This window comes from Vibrio hannami, from assembly GCF_029589055.1.
GTDB lineage: Bacteria > Pseudomonadota > Gammaproteobacteria > Enterobacterales > Vibrionaceae > Vibrio > Vibrio hannami.
This window is the reverse complement of the sequence record NZ_JARQZP010000003.1, coordinates 1430322-1452835: the sequence shown is the minus strand read 5'-3', so window position 1 is coordinate 1452835 and position 22514 is coordinate 1430322. Positions and strand designations below refer to the sequence as shown.

Genomic DNA, 22514 nt, shown 5'->3' with positions numbered 1-22514 from the left:
AGCAAATCTGCTACGCAGCGCCAACCAGAGTTATCAGTTGCTGCACGATCTGATTCTTATGGATGCCTTCAGCCTGCGCCTGATAGCTTAAAAGCAGGCGATGCCTCAATACAGGGAAGGCCATCGTCTGCACATCTTCTGGTGTGACGAAATCTCGCCCGTTTAGCCAGGCATGCGCCCTTGCGCAGCGATCAAGTGCTATGGTTGCCCTTGGGCTCACTCCCATTTCCAGCCATTCGGTTAGCTGTGGGCTGTAGTTATCCGGATTACGCGTTGCCATGATAAGACGGACAATGTACTTCTCGATAGATTCAGACATATGTACAGCGAGCGCTGACTGGCGAGCTTCAAATATCTCTGACTGGGAAACGGTTACATGTTCATGAACCTGTTCTCCCATCGCCTCACCACGGTTAAGTCTGAGAATGGCAAGTTCATTTTCTTCGTTGGGATAACTGACATCAAGGTGAAGCAGAAAACGGTCCAGCTGGGCTTCAGGAAGTGGATATGTACCTTCCTGCTCTATCGGGTTCTGGGTTGCCATAACCAGAAAAAGGTCTGGCAATGGGTAGGTTTTCTGGCCCGCAGTGATCTGCTTTTCAGCCATCGCTTCCAGCATTGCAGCCTGAACCTTTGCCGGTGCGCGGTTGATTTCATCTGCTAGGATCAAAGAGTTAAAAATCGGCCCCTGTTGAAAGGTAAACTCGCCTGTTTCCGGACGATAGATATCGGTACCTGTTAGGTCGGCTGGCAACAAGTCTGGGGTAAACTGGATACGATGAAAGTCGCCTTCAATGCAGTCGGACAGAGTTTTTACGGCTCTTGTTTTTGCAAGGCCGGGAGGCCCTTCAACCAGAATATGCCCATCAGCTAATAGTGCTACAAGAAGCTGCTTTACCAGCTCTTCCTGACCAATTACTTGAGATTCCAAATATTGTTGAAGCTTTTTAAAGGTTTGGGAATGCATGAACGAAAATCTCCTTTTTACGCTACTTTGGTCTCTAAATTCGGGAAAAGTTCATTGTTAACTTAATAGAGTTAATATTGGGGCTATGCTTTACGAATCAAGAGCATAAATGTCAGAGTTTTAACAGCTGAGTTTCAGAGAATTATCCAAAATTGACTCTATGCTGGTATACCTGCTCTGAAATGGGTAAAATTTACCGAGTTTATATTGAGTCAGGTAATAATGATGAGCGACTTTGAAAAAGAACTTGAACAGATTTCTCAGGAAGTAGGTAACGAAGAAGAAGTTAAGCTGCCTTCGTTGGAAGAACAGAAAGAGATCGTAGCAGAGCTAAAAAGACTGGAAGCAGAAGGGAAATTGACGCCTGAAGTGATGGAGCAGTATTTTGGTAAGTTCAATCAAAAGAATGAAGTGCCAATTCACTAACCATATGTTAATTATAAAAAAGCACCTGTTTGGTGCTTTTTTTACAACCAAATTCACCTGTTTTGATTAGTCTTAAAAATGAACTAAAATACCGGCTAAATCTTCTCATTTATTAGAACTTACTATTATATCAACTAAATTAACCTTGCTTTACCTAAGAGATTAAATTTCTCTGATATGCTTAAAATATCCACTTCTGGCTGGTTCTATCATGGTTTTTAGGGAAGATGTTGTATATGGGGAATAGAGATAATGCTCAAGAAATAGCAATTATTACTGACTGTAGTATGCAAAGTTCCATGCTAAAAGATGCATTGGAAGAGAACCTACATACCATTATCCATACGTTTTCAATCAATAACCTTTCTGATGAAATGGCGACGCATCGGGAGGCTATACCCGAAACAATAATTATTGATTTGAGCCATTTATCGGCTGAAAAAGAAGTTTACCATACCTGCCGAAACCTCTACTTTAATAGCGCAACTGAAATACTGATTAACTGCCCTGAGGACGTGAAGTGTTCAGACTTGATGGCCTGGTCGAACCTCAACGGTGTCTTCTATGTTACCGACGACATAAACATGTTGCTTCAAGGGGTTAATCAAATCTTGCAGGGAGAGCTTTGGTTTAGTCGTAAGCTGGCGCAAGAGTATATTATGTTTTACCGGCGAAGAAACAAATCCCGACCTTCTCCAGGTTTGAATAAACTTACAAAACGTGAACAACAGATTATCACCTTGCTCGGAAATGGTGATTCAAATACTCAAATAGCAGACAAACTATTTGTCAGTGAAAATACTGTCAAAACCCACCTTCATAACGTGTTTAAAAAGATTAATGCCAGGAACCGCCTTCAAGCTCTTTTGTGGGTAAAAGATAATATAGTAGAGTAAATACTCATATTAACTTTCATTGTTTTGATTCTAAACTTTTTTGCCAAATTAAAGATCTATCTGGTTGAACGTCAAAATATTTATTCCGAGAATTCCCAATTCTAAGATTAAATCCGCTTGCTAATATCTTAATTAATAATCTTATAATTAAGAGTGAGTTTGCTTTAATATATACTCAAGTGACCTCAAGATGCAGGATTCAGAGCTACATCAGAAGCGTTAGTTCAAGGAAAATATTTGTAGGAATGGCATTCCCTTTCAAAAATATTTGACGAAGAAATCACGCTTCTGATGAGCTCCCGAAGGGCGAGTTTTATTCGCTTCTATTCTGCGTTACTGATTTTTGATGTAGAGCCACTATACCTTCAAATCAGTGCCTTGATTAAAAGCGAATAAATTCTCGCTGAAAATGCATCTTGAGGTTACTTGAGTATAGTAAACTGTTTCAGTGACTAAATTTGCCAGCGGGATGTTTATATGATTGAGAACAAAGGCATAGTCATAGATTGCTCTGCGTTAAATCAGCAGGTTCATCTATTTATTACCTCTGAGAATAGTCAAGGTATGCTCAAGATAATGACAGATTCAGGAGGGCGTTTATCTAGCACCGTTACGCTGGGGTCTTCAATAAGTTACAGCATTAATAAGACAGAGTGCCCACTAACCATCGTCTATGATGCTCAGAACGGTCATATGGAGTATACCGTTGGTTCAGACGGTGTTTTAAACTAATAAAAAACCCTCTTATCGTTATGAATAAGAGGGCTTTGATCCTGGTCTTTAGGGATAGAATTAATTCTGCTGATCTTCAAGCATTTGTTCGTAGTTAACACCATTTTCACGGTATAGACGACGACAAGCCGTACCATCACTATGGAATAGGTGACAACGGTGAGCAGCCAGGCCAATCTTGAACTTATCTCCTGGCTCAACACCGATAGTATCTGGCACACGGTAGATAACGTCTGCATCTGCGCCATCAAGGTGTAGGTAAACTTGAGTCTCGTTACCAAGCTTCTCTACGATTTGAACATCACCTTCGATGGTCGCATCTGCTTCTTCTGCACTTAGCAGATGCTCAGGGCGGATACCAAGAGACATGCGATCGCCTTTGTTTACTGTCTTACCTTCAACCTGAATCCAGAACGTTTCTCCGTTAGAAAGCTGAACCAGTACGCGCTCGTCTTCTACATCTTCAATATGAACACTCATAAAGTTCATCTTAGGAGAACCGATGAAGCCAGCAACAAAGCGGTTGATTGGGTAGTGGTATAGCTCAAGTGGGCGACCAACCTGTGATACCCAGCCAGCATCAAGAACAACGATCTTATCGGCCATTGTCATCGCTTCTACCTGATCGTGCGTTACGTAGATCATGGTACAGCCAAGCTGGCGCTGAAGTTTGGTGATTTCACTACGCATGTTCACACGAAGTGCGGCATCAAGGTTAGATAGAGGTTCATCCAGAAGGAATACGTCTGGCTGAGAAACAAGAGTACGGCCGATAGCAACACGCTGACGCTGACCACCAGAAAGTGCTTTTGGCTGACGCTCTAGCAGGTGACCAAGCTGAAGAATTTCTGCAGCGTGAGAAACACGTTTATCGACTTCACCTTTGTCTGCCTTTGCTAGCTTAAGGCCAAATGACATGTTGTCATACAGGTTTAGGTGTGGGTAAAGCGCATATGACTGGAATACCATACCAACGCGACGTTTTGATGGCTCAACATCATTCATTCGCTCTTCGCCGATGTATAGGTCACCAGAAGTAATATCTTCAAGACCTGCGATACAGCGTAGAAGTGTAGATTTACCACAGCCAGATGGACCAACGAAAACAACAAACTCGCCTTCTTTGATCTCAAGATCGACATTCTTTGAAATTAGTACGTCGCCATAAGCTTTACATACATTCTTTAACGTGACGCTCGCCATGTAGCTTGTCCTCGAATTTAATTTTTATAAGTACTTATCACAACATTGTATTGTGACGAGTAATAATAGGAAACAGATAAGGGGATGTTTATTTTTCAAAACTAGATGAGTTCTTTAACACGACATCAAACCTGGAAATTTTGAAAAATAATCAAACTCTCTTTGTAGTGTCCAAAACGGAATAGCAAAAAGAAAATGGGTGATGCCTTTATATCAGGTATCCATCACCCATCAAAGCCAATGGCAGGTCAGTATTCCCCCTCACCAGATTGTCCGCTTCCCCCGTAAACAAATACCATAATGCGAACAATTGATGACTACTAACCCACTCGGCATTGCAAGCCAGCGATTTACAGTACTAGTGAGGCTATTCACATGTATCACGCTGAAAAGGGTTCTTACCATCCACTCTTGGATGACTGCAGTTTCGGGGATCTGTGTCTGTTATACATCCTCCCGAATGAATTATTTGTAGGGGGAGTAGTGGGGGATGAGCCCTTGGGGGAGTAGAATTGCAAAGTAAGATCAAGTTCAAAAAAACTGTGCATTTATCGTGCGGTCGATCACGTTAAATGTATTTTTTGTGATTTTGATCGCTAACACTTGTCGATGGAGATCACGAAACTATTTCATAATAACAGGGGCGTAGAAACTGGGATGATGATAAGCGCTACTATTTTATAGATTATAGTCGTCGAAATATGGCTTACCCGATGGATAGCCCTACATCATCAAATATAAAAAGGATATAAACATGAAAAAAGCCCTAAGCACGATTGCTGTTTGTACTATGGCTGCTCTTGGTTCGCTGAGCGCTAATGCTGCGATCGAAGAAGGTCAACTGACAATCTGGATTAACGGCGACAAAGGCTATAACGGTCTTGCAGAAGTTGGTAAGAAATTCGAAGAAGATACAGGCATCAAAGTGACAGTTGCTCACCCAGACGCACTTCAGGATAAGTTCCCACAAACAGCTGCAACAGGTGACGGTCCGGATATCGTATTCTGGGCGCACGACCGTTTTGGTGGTTATGCAGAAGCGGGTCTGCTTGCAGAAGTTAAACCTTCTAAAGAAGTTAAAGATGGTATCGTAGATTTTGCATGGGACGCGGTTAAGTATGACGGCAAACTGATTGGCTATCCTGTCGCGATTGAAGCTCTATCTCTTATCTACAACAAAGATCTAGTTCCAAACCCACCTAAAAACTGGGAGGAAGTTGAAGCACTAAACGCGAAACTTCAGAAAGATGGCAAGAAAGCAATCATGTGGAACCTGAAAGAACCATACTTCACATGGCCGCTAATGGCTGCTGATGGCGGTTACGCGTTTAAGTACACTGCTAACGGCTATGATGTGAAAGATGCTGGTATCAACAATGCTGGTGTTAAAGGTTCTATGAACTTTGTGAAAGACCTGGTTGAAAAGAAAATTATCTCTCCTGACATGGACTACTCTGTATCTGAGTCTGAGTTCACTAAAGGTAACGTAGCGATGACTATCAATGGTCCTTGGTCTTGGGGTAACGTTGAGAAAGCTGGCATCAACTACGGTGTAACTACTCTGCCTAAGTTCAACGGTCAGTCTTCTAAGCCATTCGTTGGTGTTCTAACTGCTGGTATCAGCACTGCTTCTCCTAACCAGGATCTTGCAGTTGAGTTCATCGAGAACTACCTACTGACTAACGACGGTCTACGTAAAGTAAACGATGACAAGCCACTAGGTGCGGTTGCTCTTAACTCTTTCCAGCGTGAGCTAGATGCGGACAAGCGTATTGCGGCGACAATGGATAACGCGATGAACGGTGAAATCATGCCAAACATTCCTCAGATGGGTGCATTCTGGGGTAGCGCTAAGAACGCAATCGTAAACATCGTTGATGGTCGTCAAACTGTAGATGCAGCTCTTGCAGACGCAGAAAAGCAGATGATTAAGTAATATTTACTCCCTGAGGCTATGCTTGTGAGAGCCTGGCCTCAAACAATTCCTTTTGGGGAGGGGGTAACCCCTCCTTAGTTTTTATTTTCCGCTAGCAGGTTTTTTTATGCAGTCAGTTCAAGGCACAGACGCGTTAGCTACATCTACAATGCCTTCCAGCAAGACCGCTTTTATTAAGTGGGCACTACTGGCAACGGTGGGCATTGTAAATGGCTACGCCACAATTCTAATGTACTCTCGCGGCGAGACAGCGTTCGCGCTTCTAACAATCGTGTTAACCGCTCTGGCACTTTACATTTTTGGAAGTAAGAAGACTTACGCACACCGTTATATCTACCCGGGTATTGCGGGGATGATACTGTTTATCCTTTTCCCGCTTCTATATACAGTGAGTCTGGCATTTACTAACTACAGTGCCAAAAACCAGCTGTCGTTTGACCGTGCTCAATCGGTATTGCTGGACAGAACATTCCAAAGTGGTGAAAGCTACCCGTTTAATCTGTATAAGACGGAAAATGGCCATCGCCTTGTTATAAGCGACGGTGATCAAACGCTTGCAACAGAAGAGTTTATTATGGGCTCTGCAGTTGCTGATCTGGACCTGGTCCCGGTTTCTGAAGTTGCAGGTGAAAAAGAAGCAATTAAGGCGATTATTAAAAATCGTCCAGGCCTAAGCAATATCGACCTGCATAAGCAGGACGGCAAAATCATTCGCATGAGTGGTCTGCGTAAGTTTGCTGCGGTTCAGCCTCTGTATACGCTGCAAGAAGATGGCGAAACACTGGTGAACAATGAAACTGGTGCAGTTCTAAAACCCAATATGGAAGTGGGCTACTACCAGGCGGTAGAAAATGGTGAGTTTGTGGGTAACACCATCTCTCCTGGATTTATCGTTTCAGTAGATACCGCGAACTTTGAACGTGTATGGCAAGACGAAGGTATCAAAGAACCATTTATCGGTATCTTTATCTGGACAATTGTATTCTCTGCACTGACGGTATTGTTCACTCTGGTTATCGGTCTGGTACTAGCGAGTGTGGTTCAGTGGGAAGAGCTAAAAGGTCGCGCGGTTTACCGAGTGTTACTGATTCTTCCATACGCGGTTCCTGCATTCATCTCTATCCTGATCTTTAAAGGTTTGTTCAACCAGAGCTTTGGTGAAATCAACATGGTTCTGGAAGCGTTGTTCGGTATAAGCCCTGCATGGTTCTCTGACCCTGTAATGGCTCGTTCGATGGTGCTTATTGTTAACACCTGGCTTGGCTTCCCTTACATGATGATTCTATGTATGGGTCTACTGAAAGCGATTCCGGATGACCTGTATGAAGCATCTGCAATCGATGGTGCAGGTCCAATCCAGAACTTTATGAAGATTACTGTGCCACTGATGATTAAACCGCTGACTCCGCTATTGATTGCGAGCTTCGCGTTTAACTTCAACAACTTTGTAATGATTTACCTATTGACGAGCGGTGGTCCGAACATGATCGGTACTTCTGAGCCGGCTGGTTACACAGACTTGCTTGTGAGCTATACATACCGTATCGCATTCGAAGGTGGCGGTGGTCAGGACTTCGGTCTGGCAAGTGCAATCGCAACGCTTATCTTCCTATTGGTTGGTGCTCTGGCACTACTAAACCTACGCTTTACTAAGCTAGAGCAGGACTAAGGAGTAATAATTATGGCAATGGTACAAGGTAAAAACCTGAAATACCGTGTATGGGGTACTCATATTGCTCTTTGGGTATTCCTGTCACTAATCATCTTCCCACTGTTGATGATTGTAGCTATCTCATTCCGTGAAGGTAACTTCGCAACAGGTAGCCTGATTCCAGAGAACCCATCTCTGGAGCACTGGAAACTGGCTCTGGGCTTCTCTGTTACTAACGCAGATGGAACAGTAACACCGCCTCCATTCCCAGTACTAACATGGCTATGGAACTCGATTAAAGTAGCGGGTATTTCATCGATATTGATTGTGGCTCTGTCTACGACTTCAGCTTACGCATTTGCTCGTATGAAGTTTGGTGGCAAGAGTACTATCCTGAAAGCGATGATGATCTTCCAGATGTTCCCAGCGGTACTGGCTCTGGTTGCTATGTACGCGCTATTCGACAAGTTAGGTCAGTACATTCCATTCCTGGGTCTGAATACCCACGGAGGTTTGATATTCTCCTACCTTGGTGGTATCGCACTGCACGTATGGACGATTAAGGGTTACTTCGAGACAATCGACAGCTCGCTAGAAGAAGCGGCAGCTCTGGATGGCGCGACACCTTGGCAAGCATTCCGTCTGGTACTGCTTCCGCTATCGGTGCCAATTCTGGCGGTAGTATTTATTCTGGCCTTTATCGGTGTAGTTGGTGAAGTTCCAGTCGCCTCTCTATTGCTATCTGATGTAGACAAGTATACGCTAGCAGTAGGTATGCAGCAGTATCTGTACCCTCAGAACTATTTGTGGGGTGACTTCGCGGCGGCAGCGGTACTATCTGCATTACCAATTACCGCAGTATTCTTATTAGCACAGCGTTGGCTGGTGGGTGGCCTCACCGCTGGTGGTGTGAAAGGATAAAAATAATAAGAGCGGCCAATTGGCCGCTCATTTGTTTTGTTGCCCTTAACTAACTACTGGTTTGGCCGCCGACAGGTTAAGCGACATCAAATAATTAGGTAAGCATAGCTGGCTGTTAGGAATCTAATAGTTTTGTTACCAAAGCCCGGGCATGAAACTCCCGGGCTTTTTATTTATTGGTGATCCGTAATTCCGTATAACGAGGCACGAGTGTAGTACGGAATCTGGTTCTTCGAATGGTGTTAACCGTGAGAAGAGAAGTTAGAACTCTCGATTAGAGGGTGCACAGCCTACATACTGCATTAAGACGTAGATGCTCTCTTCATGCAGGGCTACTTTTCTGAACAAGTCGACAAAAATCTCATCGCCACCAAAGCAAGTTTGGATATAGTGGTTGATCTCTGCGTTCTTATAACCTTCCACATACATCGTTCGTACCCATTGATACTCGACAGCATCTGGATCACTGATGGTTTTTGTATTTAATGTGGTTGGTGTTTGCACTTAATCTACCGTTGGAAATTCTGACAGCGAGCATTAGAGCAAAATTTCATTAAAGAAAGATTACAGAATACGCACTTCTTTACTCAAAGCCCCATTTTTTACGTGCCATTAAAATCAAAAATAAAATCAAGAAAATAAATAGTCGTGGATTATATGTTGTTGAATGTTTGTTGTTTTCTACACGAGATATAAATTTATAATTTTTTACTGCACACTTGTATAATTATGGTCCATTCTGAATACATGAACTCGAAATAGGGTTCTAAATAACAACATCTATCAATTCGACAAAAATGTTTATTCAGGTGAGGCTATTATGAAAAAACTAACAGTCCTGGCTACAGCACTACTGCTATCTGCAACAGCTTACGCATCAAGTGATACTTACTATAACCATACTACGTTGCACGGCGAAGGATACTCTTCTCAGGAGCAAGCGTATAACGCAGGCTTTGATTTGGTGGAAAGCCTTCAGACCATGTCTGACAACCAACTGAAGTGGAATCTTGCCGTAAATAAAGATATGGCACATGATTTCAGCATTGATAATACAGAAGTAACCATCGAAGAGTATGCGAAGAATCGAGGTGAAGTACTTTATCGTGCTAATGTTGATGTGGCTTACCACTATACTGCCGCACGTGATAACGACTAAATCCAGAAAAGTCAGGCTTTGCTGAAAAGAAAGGCCTGACTTTTATTCCTCGGGCCTCCAGATGCTAACAGGCTCCGCGCATCCGGCGCTTACTTGAGCCCAGTCATCAATGTTGAGATTTAACAGAATATTGTGGGCGGTTTTCAGGTTTACTGATGAGTCAGTTAAGTAGCATGCTAGCACTTCCAAAGCAGGGTTGTGTCCTAACAAAGCGATATGCTTTAGGGTTCCGCCACCTTTTAATATTTGAATGAGTTGTTCTGCACTTGCTTCATAAATGCTACTGGTAAGGACAAGTTTATCCCCCAGTTCGGGCCTGTCTCTCAGGATGCATTTAGCGGTAGTATACGCACGAACTGCGGGAGAGCACCATATAGCATCAACATCAGTTGGAAAGCCTTCAGCAAGTCGTTGTCCCTGCCTGTAGCCGCGACGATTCAGAGGCCGTAGGAAGTCATCAAGTTCCGGGTAAGCCCAACTTGATTTTGCATGTCGCAATAAGGTGAGCTTAAGCATGCGCTATCCCCCGTACCCGATAAGCTTATTTGAGCATTTTTACGTGCATCTCCATCTCTTCGCCGATCTCTTTTCGCATGTTCATCAGCTTAATTGCAGATTCGCGCAGCTTGATATCTTCTTCGGTTTCCGGGACCCATTCAGGAACCTTGGTTGGTTTGCCGTTACCATCAACAGCTACCATGATCACGATACAATGAGTAGTAAGAGATTTGTTGAGTTCTTTTGGATCGCTTGCCTGAACATCAATGGCGATATGCATAGAAGAGCTTCCGGTATAGATAACCTTTGCGCTAACCTCTACCAGATTTCCTACATGGATTGGGGCTACAAAACGAATACCTCCGGCATAAGCGGTGATGCAGTATTTCCCACTCCAACCTGCTGAACAGGCGTAAGCAGCTAAGTCTATCCATTTCATTACTGCGCCACCATGGACTTTGCCACCAAAATTCACGTCGCCCGGCTCAGCCAGGAATCTCAAAGTGACATCACGTTGTCTTTCAGACATAGAACTTCCTTTTTCTTTTTTGCAGTGATACAGTTATTTTCTATTAGGTGCCTATCTAATATGGCACAATCAGATTAACTATCCAATAAATTGAGTTATCAGTAACTTATATATTATGCGTATTCTCCATACTTCTGACTGGCATCTGGGACAAAGCTTTTTCACCAAGAGCAGGAAAAACGAACATCAGGCATTTATCTTGTGGCTGTTGGAACTGGTTGAGTCTGAAGAGATAGATGCCGTCATCATTGCTGGAGATGTATTTGATACAGGTACGCCCCCAAGTTACGCCCGCGAAATGTATAACCAGTTTGTGGTTGATCTTAATACGCTTGGCTGCACTCTGGTTGTACTTGGCGGGAACCACGATTCTGTATCTACTCTGAATGAGTCGAAACAACTTCTGTCATGCCTGAATACATACGTAGTCTCAAACAGCTCCGAGAACCTAGATGAGCAACTGATTCAGCTGAAATCAACAGAAGGAGAGATTGGTGCGTTGCTTTGTGCCGTTCCTTTTATCCGAGCCAGAGACGTTTTGCAAAGCTACGCCGGTGACTCGGGGAGTGATAAACAGAAGAAACTGGGAGAAGCGATAAAAGAACACTACCGCAATTTGCATCAACACGCTGAGTCTTACCGAGCAGTAAATAAATTAGAGGTGCCAATTGTTGCAACCGGGCATTTAACTGCCCTTGGAGTAACTAAAGCTGAGTCTGAACGCGACATATATATTGGTACGCTGGAAGGTTTCGCGGCTGATGGATTTCCTCCGGCCGATTATATTGCACTTGGCCATATTCATCGACCACAACTGGTTGCCAAGAAAGAACACATTCGATATAGCGGCTCCCCCATTGCGTTGAGCTTCGATGAGCTTAAGTCTCAAAAACAGGTGGTAATTGTCGAGTTTGAAGGAAGTAGCACTAAATCTATTACCCCTATTGATGTCCCAGTTTTTCAGCCTATGCGGGTATTGAAAGGCAGCCTGGAAGAGATAGATGCTCAGCTAAAAGCGCTTCCTGAAACTGAGCAATCGCAATGGCTTTCTATTGTTGTCCGCGTGCAGGATTTCTTGTCTGATCTTCAGCAAAGGGTGCAGGCGATGACAGAAGGAATGAATGTAGAAGTGATCCAACTACAGAGAGAAAGGGGCGTTCAGAATCACTCGATGAATCGCGAGCAGAATGAAACGCTATCTGAGCTATCTGCTTTTGAAGTGTTCGACAGAAGGCTAGCCATTGAGTTGTTTGAATCTGACGACGAGAAAGAAAGGCAAAAACGGATAACTCAAACCTTTCACGAGATAGTCCATGATGTTGAAGTAGGAGGAGAAGAGTAATGAAGATTCTTAGCCTTCGATTTAAAAATCTTAACTCACTAAAGGGTGAATGGAAGATTGATTTTACTCAGCCTCCGTTCTCAGAGAATGGCCTCTTTGCGATTACAGGGCCTACAGGCGCGGGTAAAACCACTATCCTGGATGCTATCTGTGTAGGCCTTTATCATAAAACGCCACGGCTAGAGAATATTTCGGCGTCTACGAATGAGCTAATGACGCGCGGGACGGCAGATTGTGAATCTGAAGTCGAGTTTGAGGTTAAAGGGAAGGCGTACAGAGCCTTCTGGTATATGCGTCGTTCTCGAGGCAAAGTGGACGGAAACCTGCAAGCGGCGCAGGTTGAACTGGCTGAGGTTGAGTCGGGCAAGGTACTTGCCAATCAGGTTAAGAAAAAATCAGAGTTGGTTGAGAGTATAACAGGGCTGGATTTTAGTCGCTTTACTAAATCGATGTTGTTGTCTCAGGGACAGTTTGCTGCTTTCCTGAATGCAAAAGAGTCTGAACGGGCGGAGCTTTTAGAAGAACTTACGGGTACAGAAATATACAGCCAGATCTCGGCAAAGGTATATGAGAGGTTCACGCAGGCAAAACTGACTATGACTGAACTGGAAGCTAAGGCTCAAGGGGTTCAGTTACTGAGTGAAGAGGCAGTTCAACAACTGGATGAAGAGCGCGGGGCAGTGCGGAAAAGCCAGTCAGACTATAAGAAGCAATCTGAAGAGCTGGCTGCTCATCTTAGCTGGTGGGAAAAAGTGCTTAAGCTACAGAATGACAAACACCACTTCTTACTTGATGCTGAGCAAGCAAAAGCAGATCTTGAAAAAGCACGTCCGGATCTCGATAGACTGGTTAACAGTGAACCAGCAGAAAAACTACGCTCACCTTATCTACTGAAACAGTTAGCGGATACCCAACTGAAATCAGAGCAGGAAAAGCTTGATGAAAAACAAAAGGCATCTGCTGAGCTTCAGGAGCGCTCGGTTGTATTTGAGCAACAGGTAAATAAGTTCGCGGAATCTTATAAAGCTTCCAGGCAAAAACATGATGAATTAGAAGAGCTGCTAAATTCCAAAATCCAGCCACTGGATATTGAGATAAAAGGCCTTCACCAACGTGTCTCTGAGTTAAATGAGCAGCGCAATGGGTTAGAAAAAGATCAAACTCAGAGCCAGTCATTGCATGATGCAAACGATAAACAGTTAAAGAGCACTGAGCAAGAGTTACAAGCAGTTCAGCAGTACCTCAATGACAACAAAGCAGATAGTGCGCTTGCCGGTAGTTTACAGAAGTGGATTGAACAGCAGGCGCAGATCATTAGAGCGCATCAGCAGTCTGATGATATTGAATATCAGGCGCAGAACCAACGTAAGCTACTGGAACAGAAACAGTTGGTCCTGAAAGGTGCTGAGGCAAAATCCAGAGAAGCGGTTCAGCAATTGACTCACAAGCAAGCTGAAGTGGTCACGGTTGAAAATGAGCTAGAGGCACTGAAGGTAAAAGCGTCAGAAAGTCAGGCAGATGATGCGTTTGAGTTGAGTCAGCTGGAAGTGCAGCTTCAATCAATCAACCAGAACCAAGCTTCAGCTCATGAACTTCAACTCATTCAGAATCAATGGTTGGCCAGTCAGCAAGAACTGGCTGAGCAACAGAATCAAAATAAAGCGCTGAATGAACAACAGGTTGCTACGCAAACGGATCACACCCGTTTACGAGAGTCATACAAAAAGCAGAAAGAGTACATAACCGCCTTAGATAAGCTCGTCAGTCAGGAGGCGCTTCTTGTTCAGTATCGTGCAGAGCTTAATACAGGAGAAGCTTGCCCTTTATGTGGTTCTAAAGAGCACCCGCTAATCGAGCAGAGCAACGCAATAAGTGTCTCTGAGGAGTTGGATAACAAGCAACGTGCTGAAACGGAATTAAAACAGATAGAGGCAGAAGGAAAAGAAGCCAAAATCAATTTAGACTCGCTGGCAAACAGGATTAATGAAGCTGAAAAACGTCAGGAACGTCTTAAAAGTGATCTGACCGAGCTTAGTGCTCAGTGGCAGCAGAAATCGCCATCAATACGGTGCTCCTCTGAGATCAGTGATCAGCCGTCATTTGCTCGTTTTGTGCAGCAGTTGGAGCAGCAGAGGATCGATAAAACAGAAACCTTTACTGCGTATCGTGAGTTAAGAGAGAAGCTACAACGCGCCAAGGATGATTTCCAAAACGCCACGCAGATAACTCAACAAGCCGACAGTGAACTGCAGTTACAACGTCAGCAAATCGAGCACGACAGCAAGGCGTTAAAGTTGTTAGAGGAGAGACTGACATCGACGCTAAAGGAGAAACAAGAGTTATCAAATCAGTTAAGGCAGCAGATTGTTGAACAGGGATTTGAACCTTCTGAAGATATAAGGCTTTGGCTGAACAAGAAGCAAGAGCACCTTAAAGCCTGGCAACAGATGGAATCCAAAAAGAACGAGTTGCTTCCGTCTCTTTCGGCTCTGAGCGAGTCGGTAAGTGCTTCGGAGGTTCGCCTTAATGATTTAACGAAACAGCTGGAAGAGATTAACCAGACGTATGAAAAAGCGAATCAATCTCTTACTGCTGCCAGTGATACCAGAACGAGCCTGTTTGGGGACAAGAACCCTCAACAGGAAAGAGAGCGTAGCCAGAAGTACCTGAAAGAGAGTGAAGCAGAACTCAATGAAGCGCAAAAGGCTCTAGTGCAGGTACAGGGTGATATTAAAGCCGTTTCTGGTGAAATAAACGCACTCGAATCGTCGGCTAAAGAGCTAGATACAACAGCCAAAGAACGAAATTCTGAGTGGAACCTAGCACTATCTGAAAGTCAGTTTAACTCGGTGACTGAGTTTGAATCAGCGTTATTGGATCCAGAAGAAAAGCTACAGCTGACAGAGCAGAAGCAAAGGCTGGAATCTTCGATTGAAAAAGCGCAGACACTTGTCGATTCAGCAACTAAAAACCTTGAAACCCTGATGTCATTTTCAGTGGCTGAAGAATACCAACAGAAATCGCTTGAGAAAGTAAAACAGGACGCAGATGAGCTATCAAAGGCTCTGGAAGTGGTTACCAAACGTCTTGGCGAGATAGACAATGAACTTCAATCCGACAAGGCCAGAAGAGAAGGCCAGAAAGCCTTGTTTAAAGAGATTGAAGAGTTTAGGACGGTATACGACGATCTGCAGTACCTGAACTCTTTGATAGGCTCGGCTGATGGTAATAAGTTCCGCAAATTTGCCCAGGGGCTGACGCTAGATAATCTGGTTTATCTTGCCAACAAGCAACTTGGCCGACTTCATGCCAGATATGAGCTTAAACGAAGTGCTGGTGAAGGGTTAGAGCTAGCAGTACTGGATACATGGCAGGGAGACGTTGTACGAGACACCAAAACGCTCTCCGGTGGTGAAAGCTTTCTGGTTAGCCTGGCGTTAGCGCTTGGTTTGTCTGATCTTGTCAGCCATAAAACCAGCATTGATTCTCTGTTCCTTGACGAAGGTTTTGGCACCCTGGATGCAGAGACCCTGGATCTCGCCCTGGATGCTCTTGATAGCCTGAACGCTTCCGGGAAAATGATTGGTGTAATCAGTCATATTGAGGCAATGAAAGAGCGAATTCCGGTACAACTTAAGGTGATGAAAAAGAGTGGTCTTGGAGTGAGCGAGCTGGAAACTCAGTATAGAGTTTGATACTCCGACTAATAATTTTGAATCTGATATGCATTCCCACAGGGGACCGTGGGAACGATCGATACCGCGCTACTAGTTAGTGCATGCCATTCCATCGCTTCAGAATCGCAGTGTATTCATCGGTATGCTTGAATTCAGCTCATCCTTAAAGTTCAAAACACATCTCTTACAAATGCAAGCTTTGCCTTTCATATTATCAGGAATTGTCGACAGTAACTCTTTTGGAAACTTGATTGAAGGGTCACTGCACCAGCAGGTTTGAGTGGTATTTTTAAGGATACATTCAAACAATCATTAGGCTTTCCACAAAGCGGACAAATGTTGGGATCTGGTTTTATATCCGTAATATTCAATAGTTTTACTCCGATATTCTCAAAAGTTATCCAATAACTTCCTGATCTTTTTAGTATTGTACTAGTATAACTCTGATTGGAATATAAGATCCCCGGTAGCAATACCAGAACACAGGACGTTCAAATGGCAGGTAAAGTGAAACGAACCGTTACCATTCGGGTAACCGTAGTATTTATCTTTGTATTGGGAACGCTGATTACAGCGTCTATTGCTATTGGGCTTCAATACTACTTTTCCAGTAAAATCGCGACCGAAGCGGTAACCAGATCGTCAAGTCAGACCGCCATTAATACCCAGGAGAAGCTTTCGCAGATTGATCAAAAAGCCGGGCATACAGTTGAACTATTGTCACGTAATGAGTCGTTGGTTGAAAATGGGCGTATAGACGAAGACGCCACCTTCGAGTTATTTCGCAATTTGCTGACTAATAATAATGGGCTTTACGCCGCGTATATCGGGCTGGAAAACGGCGATTTTTATGAGTTAATCAATCTTGAATCGAGCCCGGTTGTCCGCTCTCAAATTGGGGCATCTCTCAGTGACCGCTTTGCCAAAATAATAATCCGTGATGAACAAGAGCAGCGCGTCAAACAGACAGTTTTTCTTAACGAGTTATTTAATCCTACTTTCTCTAAAAAGGAGCCTACAGAATACAGGGCGACATCACGCCCCTGGTTTCGAAATACTACCCATATAATGGCAAGCAAAACGGAGCCTTACCTGTTCCAGCACCTGCAAGCGCCGGGGCAGACTTACTCCATGAAGCTTGAGAACTCAGATGCGGTTATTGCTGTAGACATCGCTTTATCCACGCTTTCCGGGTTTTTGTCGGAAGAAGTAAACAGGCGTAATGAGCTTTCTAGTGGTGAAGCTTATATCTTCGACCGTGAAGGGACGTTAATCGCCACGAGCATAGCGTCGCAAAGCCGGGGCTGGCGTCATACAGTCCCCTTAAACCTATCCAGAGAACAGCAGAAATATATTAATAGTCTGAACACGATAAGAGTTTCCAATGAGAGAGACTGGGCGCCTATGGATTACTCAATATCTGGTGAACCAAGAGGGTATGTTGTTGAGCTAACCCGCCTTATTGCAGATAAGCTTGGTCTATCTATCGAGTATGTAAATGGGGTGACCTGGTCTTTGCTTGTTGAGCAGTTTCAGGATCGGCATATAGAAATTTTGACTCCGGTTTACCGAACTGCCACCAACGAGAACTGGGGGGTATTTTCCAACCCCTCCTTGATATGACAATGGTGTTGGCGACGAAAGAAGAGGAGAGTGATTTTCAGACGCTCGGTCAACTCAGTGGCAAGATCATTGCGATTCCCGAAGGGTGGTCTGTTATCCCAGAAATTAAAAAAGCATACCCTGATATCCAAGTCCTAGAAGTGAGCTCTATTTACGAAGCTCTACGTGCGGTAGAGCAGAATCGTGCTAAGGGAGCATTGGGTAGCAATACTATCTTCGATTACAACATCAATACCTATCATATCAACGGGCTAAGAGTTCAACCGGAAATCGATATCACACCAGTGCAATTTGATTCCGGCCTTAGGTATGTGTTTCATCCCGAGCAAAAACAGCTAATGGAGTTGTTTAACATCGCTCTGGAAAGTATGTCTGTAGAAGAGCGCTTATCTCTTCATAATAGATGGCTGAATAAGTCTGCAGCAACAGCTGCGAATCACTCAAGAGTGGTGCCCTATAAAGAACTGCTCTTGGGTGATTCTCATGAGTTAGCGTTAAACAAACTGCATCGTATAACCATGCAAGGAACAGAGCGGTTCCTCTACATTGCTCCGGTTAATGGCGATGAAGGGAAATATCTAGCCATTGTACTTAGTGCCGATGAGGTTCTTAGCAGCAGCCGGGAAAAGGTATATATATCCATTTTGATTACCATAGCGGTTATTTTGCTGTTATTGCCGTTTTCCTGGCTTATGGCTAATCCGATTGTTAGACCTATCAGGCAACTGGCGCTAGAGAATCAAAAAATCATGCGCAGACAGTACGACGAAGTCGAGAAAAGAGATTACTTTATTAAGGAAATAGATGAGCTATCGATATCTCTTGTTGATATGTCGGAAGCTATCTCTGAGCATGAGCTAAGACAACAGCGGCTGATGGATTCGTTTGTTGAGTTAATCGCCCAGGCCATTGATGATAAATCGCCATACACAGGAGGTCATTGCCACCGGGTACCGGAGTTAGCGCTTAGGTTAGCGGAACAAGCGAGTGCGATTAAAGATGGTTGGTTTAAAGAGTTCTCCATTGACGATAAAGATAAGTATCGGGAATTTAAGCTTGCAGCCTGGCTACACGACTGCGGAAAAATTACTACGCCTGAGCATGTCGTCGATAAAGGCAGCAAACTTGAGACTAACTATAACCGTATTCATGAAATTCGTACTCGATTCGAAGTGTTGTGGCGTGATGCTCAGATAACCTGTTTGCAAGAGGTGATACAAAACCCAACGAACCGAGCACAACTGGAAGCGGAATTAGAGCACAAGTTTGAACAACTTAAAGCGGATTATGAGTTTGTTGCGACCAGTAATGTTGGTGGAGAGGCAATGGACGATGCCAACATCGCAAGGCTGGAGGAGATAGCTAAGCAAACCTGGGTTCGTCACTTCAATGACCGGTTAGGGCTGTCTCCAGTAGAAGAAAAGCGTATAACACAATCTGCTCAACCTTTGCCAGTGATAGAGAGATTGCTTGCCGACAAGCCAGAGCACCTTATTGCCTGGGAGCGTGAGCCTGATTACGACCCGAGCTATGAAATTAAACTTGAGCCAACTCAGTGGCAAAACAATCAGGGTGAGTTGTACAACCTGAAAACGCGTAAGGGGACACTCAATACGGAAGAGCGTTTCAGGATCAATGAGCATACAGTAAGTACGATAAAGATTCTGGAAGGGCTGCCTTTCCCGCCTGAGTTGGCTAATGTGCCGAGATTTGCATCTACCCACCATGAAACACTTAAGGGCACTGGCTATCCAAGAAAATTAAGTTCTGAAGACCTTTCTATCGGGGAGAGAATACTGGTACTGGCTGATATATTCGAGGCTCTCACAGCTGACGACAGACCTTATAAAAAAGCGAAATCCTTGAGTGTCGCGATAAGTATTCTGCACGAGTTTGTAAAAGATCAGCATATCGACCCTCAGGTATTTAAGCTGTTTTTGACCAGTGGTATTTACCTCGAATATGCGCAAGAGTTTTTACTCCCTGATCAGATAGATGAAGTCGACCTAAACTTGTACTTATAGAAATGATTAAGAGTGAGGAGCTATGGATCTGTTTATTCTTAAAAAATTTATTACTGTATTTGTGATGCCAATAAATTTGGTTATGTTTTTCCTCATCCTGGCGATTGCATTGCACTGGAAGAAACCTAAAGTCAGCTATCGTTGCCTGTTGCTGGCAACCGTCATGCTCCTGTTGGCTACGCTGCCTCCGGTTTCGGATAAATTTATGTATCAGTTGGAAAAGAACTATTCAGCCTATAATAAACATGACGAAAAGTTCGACTACATTGTCGTGTTAGGGTGTCGACATACTGATAATCTCTCTCTTCCTGTAACCAGTCAGCTTGGGGACTGTTCATTAGAGCGAATGGTGGAAGCACTGCGCATCTACAACCTTCATCCAGAAGCCACTATTATAACTTCTGGCTACGCTGAAGACGTAAACAAGAGTAATGCAGTAAAAGTGAAACAAGCTTTAATGCTGCTTGGTGTCCCGGAGAACAAAATAGTTACGGAACCTTCGGGAAGAGATACTGAAGAAGAGGCGTATTACATTACGTCACTGATTGAAGGCAAAAAAGCGATTCTGATCACCAACGCGGATTCTATGCCACGTGCAATGAAGTACTTTATTGCACAAGGCGTCCACCTGAGGCCAGCACCGACAGGCTATTGGATAAAAAATGCAGCAGCAGTAACCGATTGGAAATACTACCTGCCAAGTGGGCAGAAGTTATATCAAACGACGGTGGCCTGGTATGAAAGCCTTGGGTTATTAGTCCAATCGTTCAAGGAGGGCTAATCATATGGAGCCCTGGATGGACAGAAAACTTGCTTCCTTTCGGATAGATATCTTCAAGCAAGAAGGCTCCGAAAAGCCAATAGTTACCTATGAAGGAACAGGGAAAGAGTGGAGAGAGTTCCTGTCTATAAGAGTAACGACTGAATTTGATTACGCGAATGCGGATCTTACAGAAACCTGGAAAGGCCTGTTTGCCTCGAAAGAGTGCAAATTTAGCCAAAACGTTGAATTTCTGGAATGTATTGTTAAATGGGGAGATACCATGTTGATGAGGTGGCCTTATTATGTGGCCATCAAGGTAACTTACAAAGATTCTCCATGCACTTAGGCTACTTATAAAAAATCTAGGTGTTTAGATACTACGGAAAGCAGTAACAATTCTGATATAAATTAGTTCAATATAACGGAAAGCTAAAAAGAAGATAGTGGTATGCCAAGGAAGCTAAAACACGACTACGATTTCGACCCAGGTTACGGTTACACGCTAGGAAGTTTATTGAAAGTTCCTCCAGGTAAAACACCAGCAGGTTTTGTCAGATTCTGGCGCGATAAATACCAGCAAGCTTTACAAGTTAAGCCTTACCTAAACCTGCAGGATACAGGAGTAACGCAGAACAACTGGCGCATTTTCAACTGCTATTATGATTCAACAGATAACACTCGTATTGGTGGGTGGTTGCTTTTACCTGATAGTGGTCGAGTAAATGGCGCTGTTGTTTTTGCTCACGGTTACGGAGGTATTGAGGAACCAGATACCAGCTGGAACCTAGAGAATACAGCTATTTTGTTTCCTTGCAGCAGAGGCATTGGAAGGAGCGAAAAACAACCAATATCAGACGAACCAAAGTGGCATGTTCTGCACGATATTCAGGACAAGGATCGCTACATCATTGGTGGGTGTGTGCAGGATTTATGGTGTGGTGTCTCGGCGCTTCTTAGCCTGTTCCCGCAACTTGGTGCAAGTATAGGACTAGCCGGTAGTAGTTTTGGTGGTGGGCTTGGCGTTTTTGCTACCGCTTTTGATGAGCGAATCTCCAGAGCGCATTTTCATGTGCCTACTTTTGGCAATCTAAACATCAGGATGAAACTTCCGTCACATGGTAGTACAGAGTCACTGCGGGAGTTTAGTGTTGAACACCCGGATTTAATCAAAACAACTCTGCCTTATTTTGATGCCTCGTGCGCAGCAAAATATATCACTAAGCCAAGTCATTGGGGACTGGCGTATTTTGATCCATTTGTTGCGCCTCCGGGGCAGTACAGCATCTATAACAACTGTCAGGGTGATAAGCTGCTTTTTAAGTTGAAAGCAGGGCACTTTGTTTATGTTGGTGAGGGCAAGCAGCGCAGGGAAATGCGCAGAGAAGTGGAAAGCTTCTTTTCTGTTTTAGGAGCGAGCAATGCATCGTGAATACCACAATTGGTGGAGCCCTAATTTAGGCCGTAATATGGAGCTGCTTATATTTGGTCACGCAGGTGCAAAAGTATTGGTGTTTCCAACACGAGGGGCCAGGTTTTATGAGTATGAAAACCTGAGAATCGTAGATTCTATTGCCGACAAAATTAAAGCAGGACATATGCAGCTCTATTGTGTAGACAGCATTGATACCGAAAGCATGTACTGTTATTGGGCGCACCCTCATGGGCGAATTAACCGACACAAACAGTATGAAGAGTACATCCTACAAGAAGTGATGCCATTAATGGCAATGAAAAACGATCACCCCTGTACGATTTCTCACGGTTGTTCCCTTGGTGCTTATCATGCTGCGAATATCTTCTTCAGGCACCCGCATCTATTTGCAAAGCTGGCCGCTTTTTCCGGACGATATGATTTGACCTGGGGGATAGAGTCATTCGGTGATTTGTTTGACGGATTTTATTGTGAAGATATCTACTACCACACACCCACCCATTTTCTTCAGAACCTGAATTGTCCAGACAGGCTACGAAACATCGCTAACAGCGATATTGTTTTTACGATTGGTAAAGAAGATCCATTTCTGCAAAACAACCATTTGATCAGCGAAATTCTGAATCAAAAAGGGATCGGGCACCAGATGCATGAATGGGATGGCAGAGCGCATCGAGGGCGCTACTGGCGGCAAATGGCGCCGCTTTACTTGTAAGCAATAAGAGTGCTTTTCTT

The 22514-nt window shown here is 44.0% G+C and carries 21 protein-coding genes; 15 read left to right on the top strand and 6 right to left on the bottom strand.

Annotated features, from left to right (window positions below; all coding sequences use genetic code 11):
• Positions 1-10 precede the first annotated feature (10 nt).
• Positions 11-967 carry an AAA family ATPase gene (locus P7F88_RS08260; protein WP_277823605.1) on the bottom strand — a complete coding sequence of 319 codons (957 nt, stop codon included), beginning with the start codon at positions 965-967 and terminating at the stop codon, positions 11-13.
• Positions 968-1192: 225 nt separating this feature from the next.
• Between P7F88_RS08260 and P7F88_RS08255 the strand changes: the two genes are divergently transcribed.
• The 3 genes from P7F88_RS08255 (at position 1193) to P7F88_RS08245 (ending at position 3021) form a co-directional block, all read left to right on the top strand.
• A complete protein-coding gene (locus P7F88_RS08255; RefSeq protein WP_277823603.1) occupies positions 1193-1393 on the top strand; it encodes a restriction endonuclease subunit S domain-containing protein in 201 nt (66 codons plus the stop codon).
• Between the two features lie 227 nt (positions 1394-1620).
• Positions 1621-2289: a LuxR C-terminal-related transcriptional regulator gene (locus P7F88_RS08250; RefSeq protein WP_277823601.1), complete on the top strand. Its 669-nt coding sequence runs from the start codon at positions 1621-1623 to the stop codon at positions 2287-2289.
• Between the two features lie 477 nt (positions 2290-2766).
• Positions 2767-3021, top strand: a complete 255-nt coding sequence (locus tag P7F88_RS08245; RefSeq protein ID WP_277823599.1) for a hypothetical protein — start codon at positions 2767-2769, stop codon at positions 3019-3021.
• Positions 3022-3081: 60 nt separating this feature from the next.
• Here the strand turns inward: P7F88_RS08245 and malK are convergent, their stop codons facing one another.
• A complete protein-coding gene (gene malK / locus P7F88_RS08240) occupies positions 3082-4224 on the bottom strand; it encodes a maltose/maltodextrin ABC transporter ATP-binding protein MalK (protein WP_277823597.1) in 1143 nt (380 codons plus the stop codon).
• 754 nt (positions 4225-4978) lie between these two features.
• Here malK and malE point away from each other — a divergent pair.
• From malE to malG, 3 genes are all read left to right on the top strand, one after another.
• A complete protein-coding gene (malE, locus tag P7F88_RS08235; RefSeq protein ID WP_277823595.1) occupies positions 4979-6160 on the top strand; it encodes a maltose/maltodextrin ABC transporter substrate-binding protein MalE in 1182 nt (393 codons plus the stop codon).
• 106 nt (positions 6161-6266) lie between these two features.
• Positions 6267-7829, top strand: coding sequence for a maltose ABC transporter permease MalF (gene malF, locus P7F88_RS08230; protein WP_277823593.1), 1563 nt, complete (start codon positions 6267-6269; stop codon positions 7827-7829).
• 12 nt (positions 7830-7841) lie between these two features.
• Positions 7842-8732: a maltose ABC transporter permease MalG gene (malG, locus tag P7F88_RS08225; protein ID WP_277823591.1), complete on the top strand. Its 891-nt coding sequence runs from the start codon at positions 7842-7844 to the stop codon at positions 8730-8732.
• 261 nt (positions 8733-8993) lie between these two features.
• On the opposite strand, the gene P7F88_RS08220 is transcribed toward malG, so the two are convergent.
• Positions 8994-9236 carry a hypothetical protein gene (locus tag P7F88_RS08220; protein WP_277823589.1) on the bottom strand — a complete coding sequence of 81 codons (243 nt, stop codon included), beginning with the start codon at positions 9234-9236 and terminating at the stop codon, positions 8994-8996.
• Between the two features lie 316 nt (positions 9237-9552).
• Here P7F88_RS08220 and P7F88_RS08215 point away from each other — a divergent pair, with 316 nt between their 5' ends.
• Positions 9553-9891, top strand: a complete 339-nt coding sequence (locus tag P7F88_RS08215; RefSeq protein ID WP_277823587.1) for a DUF3316 domain-containing protein — start codon at positions 9553-9555, stop codon at positions 9889-9891.
• 42 nt (positions 9892-9933) lie between these two features.
• On the opposite strand, the gene P7F88_RS08210 is transcribed toward P7F88_RS08215, so the two are convergent.
• Together P7F88_RS08210 and P7F88_RS08205 are read right to left on the bottom strand one after the other, a co-directional pair.
• Entirely contained in the window at positions 9934-10407 is a 474-nt protein-coding gene (locus P7F88_RS08210; protein ID WP_277823585.1) for a SixA phosphatase family protein, read from the bottom strand.
• A gap of 25 nt (positions 10408-10432) precedes the next feature.
• Positions 10433-10918 carry an acyl-CoA thioesterase gene (locus tag P7F88_RS08205; RefSeq protein ID WP_277823583.1) on the bottom strand — a complete coding sequence of 162 codons (486 nt, stop codon included), beginning with the start codon at positions 10916-10918 and terminating at the stop codon, positions 10433-10435.
• Positions 10919-11033: 115 nt separating this feature from the next.
• On the opposite strand from P7F88_RS08205, the gene sbcD reads away from it, so the two are divergent.
• Positions 11034-12260 carry an exonuclease subunit SbcD gene (gene sbcD, locus P7F88_RS08200; protein WP_277823581.1) on the top strand — a complete coding sequence of 409 codons (1227 nt, stop codon included), beginning with the start codon at positions 11034-11036 and terminating at the stop codon, positions 12258-12260.
• Positions 12260-15955, top strand: coding sequence for an AAA family ATPase (locus P7F88_RS08195; RefSeq protein WP_277823579.1), 3696 nt, complete (start codon positions 12260-12262; stop codon positions 15953-15955). Before sbcD ends, P7F88_RS08195 begins: the two co-directional genes overlap by 1 nt.
• 99 nt (positions 15956-16054) lie before the next feature.
• Here P7F88_RS08195 and P7F88_RS25795 read toward each other — a convergent pair whose 3' ends face one another.
• Positions 16055-16246: a cysteine-rich CWC family protein gene (locus P7F88_RS25795; protein WP_422127660.1), complete on the bottom strand. Its 192-nt coding sequence runs from the start codon at positions 16244-16246 to the stop codon at positions 16055-16057.
• A 186-nt stretch (positions 16247-16432) separates the two neighbouring features.
• On the opposite strand from P7F88_RS25795, the gene P7F88_RS08190 reads away from it, so the two are divergent.
• The 6 genes from P7F88_RS08190 (at position 16433) to P7F88_RS08165 (ending at position 22494) form a co-directional block, all read left to right on the top strand.
• The gene (locus P7F88_RS08190; protein ID WP_277823577.1) at positions 16433-17560 is read left to right on the top strand and encodes a transporter substrate-binding domain-containing protein; all 1128 of its coding nucleotides are present in this window, start codon (positions 16433-16435) and stop codon (positions 17558-17560) included.
• 2 nt (positions 17561-17562) lie between these two features.
• Complete coding sequence (locus P7F88_RS08185; RefSeq protein ID WP_277823575.1) at positions 17563-19584, top strand: HD domain-containing phosphohydrolase; 2022 nt, start codon at positions 17563-17565, stop codon at positions 19582-19584.
• A gap of 22 nt (positions 19585-19606) precedes the next feature.
• A complete protein-coding gene (locus P7F88_RS08180; RefSeq protein WP_277823573.1) occupies positions 19607-20365 on the top strand; it encodes an ElyC/SanA/YdcF family protein in 759 nt (252 codons plus the stop codon).
• A gap of 16 nt (positions 20366-20381) precedes the next feature.
• Entirely contained in the window at positions 20382-20693 is a 312-nt protein-coding gene (locus tag P7F88_RS08175; RefSeq protein ID WP_277823571.1) for a hypothetical protein, read from the top strand.
• Positions 20694-20795: 102 nt separating this feature from the next.
• Complete coding sequence (locus tag P7F88_RS08170) at positions 20796-21776, top strand: acetylxylan esterase (RefSeq protein ID WP_277823569.1); 981 nt, start codon at positions 20796-20798, stop codon at positions 21774-21776.
• A complete protein-coding gene (locus P7F88_RS08165) occupies positions 21766-22494 on the top strand; it encodes an esterase family protein (protein WP_277823567.1) in 729 nt (242 codons plus the stop codon). Before P7F88_RS08170 ends, P7F88_RS08165 begins: the two co-directional genes overlap by 11 nt.
• Positions 22495-22514: the final 20 nt, after the last annotated feature.

Coding starts and splice junctions, on each gene's coding strand:
- P7F88_RS08260 (WP_277823605.1), bottom strand. CDS start 967: ATGCATTCCCAAACCTTTAAAAAGCTTCAACAATATTTGGAATCTCAA.
- P7F88_RS08255 (WP_277823603.1), top strand. CDS start 1,193: ATGAGCGACTTTGAAAAAGAACTTGAACAGATTTCTCAGGAAGTAGGT.
- P7F88_RS08250 (WP_277823601.1), top strand. CDS start 1,621: ATGTTGTATATGGGGAATAGAGATAATGCTCAAGAAATAGCAATTATT.
- P7F88_RS08245 (WP_277823599.1), top strand. CDS start 2,767: ATGATTGAGAACAAAGGCATAGTCATAGATTGCTCTGCGTTAAATCAG.
- malK (WP_277823597.1), bottom strand. CDS start 4,224: ATGGCGAGCGTCACGTTAAAGAATGTATGTAAAGCTTATGGCGACGTA.
- malE (WP_277823595.1), top strand. CDS start 4,979: ATGAAAAAAGCCCTAAGCACGATTGCTGTTTGTACTATGGCTGCTCTT.
- malF (WP_277823593.1), top strand. CDS start 6,267: ATGCAGTCAGTTCAAGGCACAGACGCGTTAGCTACATCTACAATGCCT.
- malG (WP_277823591.1), top strand. CDS start 7,842: ATGGCAATGGTACAAGGTAAAAACCTGAAATACCGTGTATGGGGTACT.
- P7F88_RS08215 (WP_277823587.1), top strand. CDS start 9,553: ATGAAAAAACTAACAGTCCTGGCTACAGCACTACTGCTATCTGCAACA.
- P7F88_RS08210 (WP_277823585.1), bottom strand. CDS start 10,407: ATGCTTAAGCTCACCTTATTGCGACATGCAAAATCAAGTTGGGCTTAC.
- P7F88_RS08205 (WP_277823583.1), bottom strand. CDS start 10,918: ATGTCTGAAAGACAACGTGATGTCACTTTGAGATTCCTGGCTGAGCCG.
- sbcD (WP_277823581.1), top strand. CDS start 11,034: ATGCGTATTCTCCATACTTCTGACTGGCATCTGGGACAAAGCTTTTTC.
- P7F88_RS08195 (WP_277823579.1), top strand. CDS start 12,260: ATGAAGATTCTTAGCCTTCGATTTAAAAATCTTAACTCACTAAAGGGT.
- P7F88_RS08190 (WP_277823577.1), top strand. CDS start 16,433: ATGGCAGGTAAAGTGAAACGAACCGTTACCATTCGGGTAACCGTAGTA.
- P7F88_RS08185 (WP_277823575.1), top strand. CDS start 17,563: ATGGTGTTGGCGACGAAAGAAGAGGAGAGTGATTTTCAGACGCTCGGT.
- P7F88_RS08180 (WP_277823573.1), top strand. CDS start 19,607: ATGGATCTGTTTATTCTTAAAAAATTTATTACTGTATTTGTGATGCCA.
- P7F88_RS08175 (WP_277823571.1), top strand. CDS start 20,382: ATGGACAGAAAACTTGCTTCCTTTCGGATAGATATCTTCAAGCAAGAA.
- P7F88_RS08170 (WP_277823569.1), top strand. CDS start 20,796: ATGCCAAGGAAGCTAAAACACGACTACGATTTCGACCCAGGTTACGGT.
- P7F88_RS08165 (WP_277823567.1), top strand. CDS start 21,766: ATGCATCGTGAATACCACAATTGGTGGAGCCCTAATTTAGGCCGTAAT.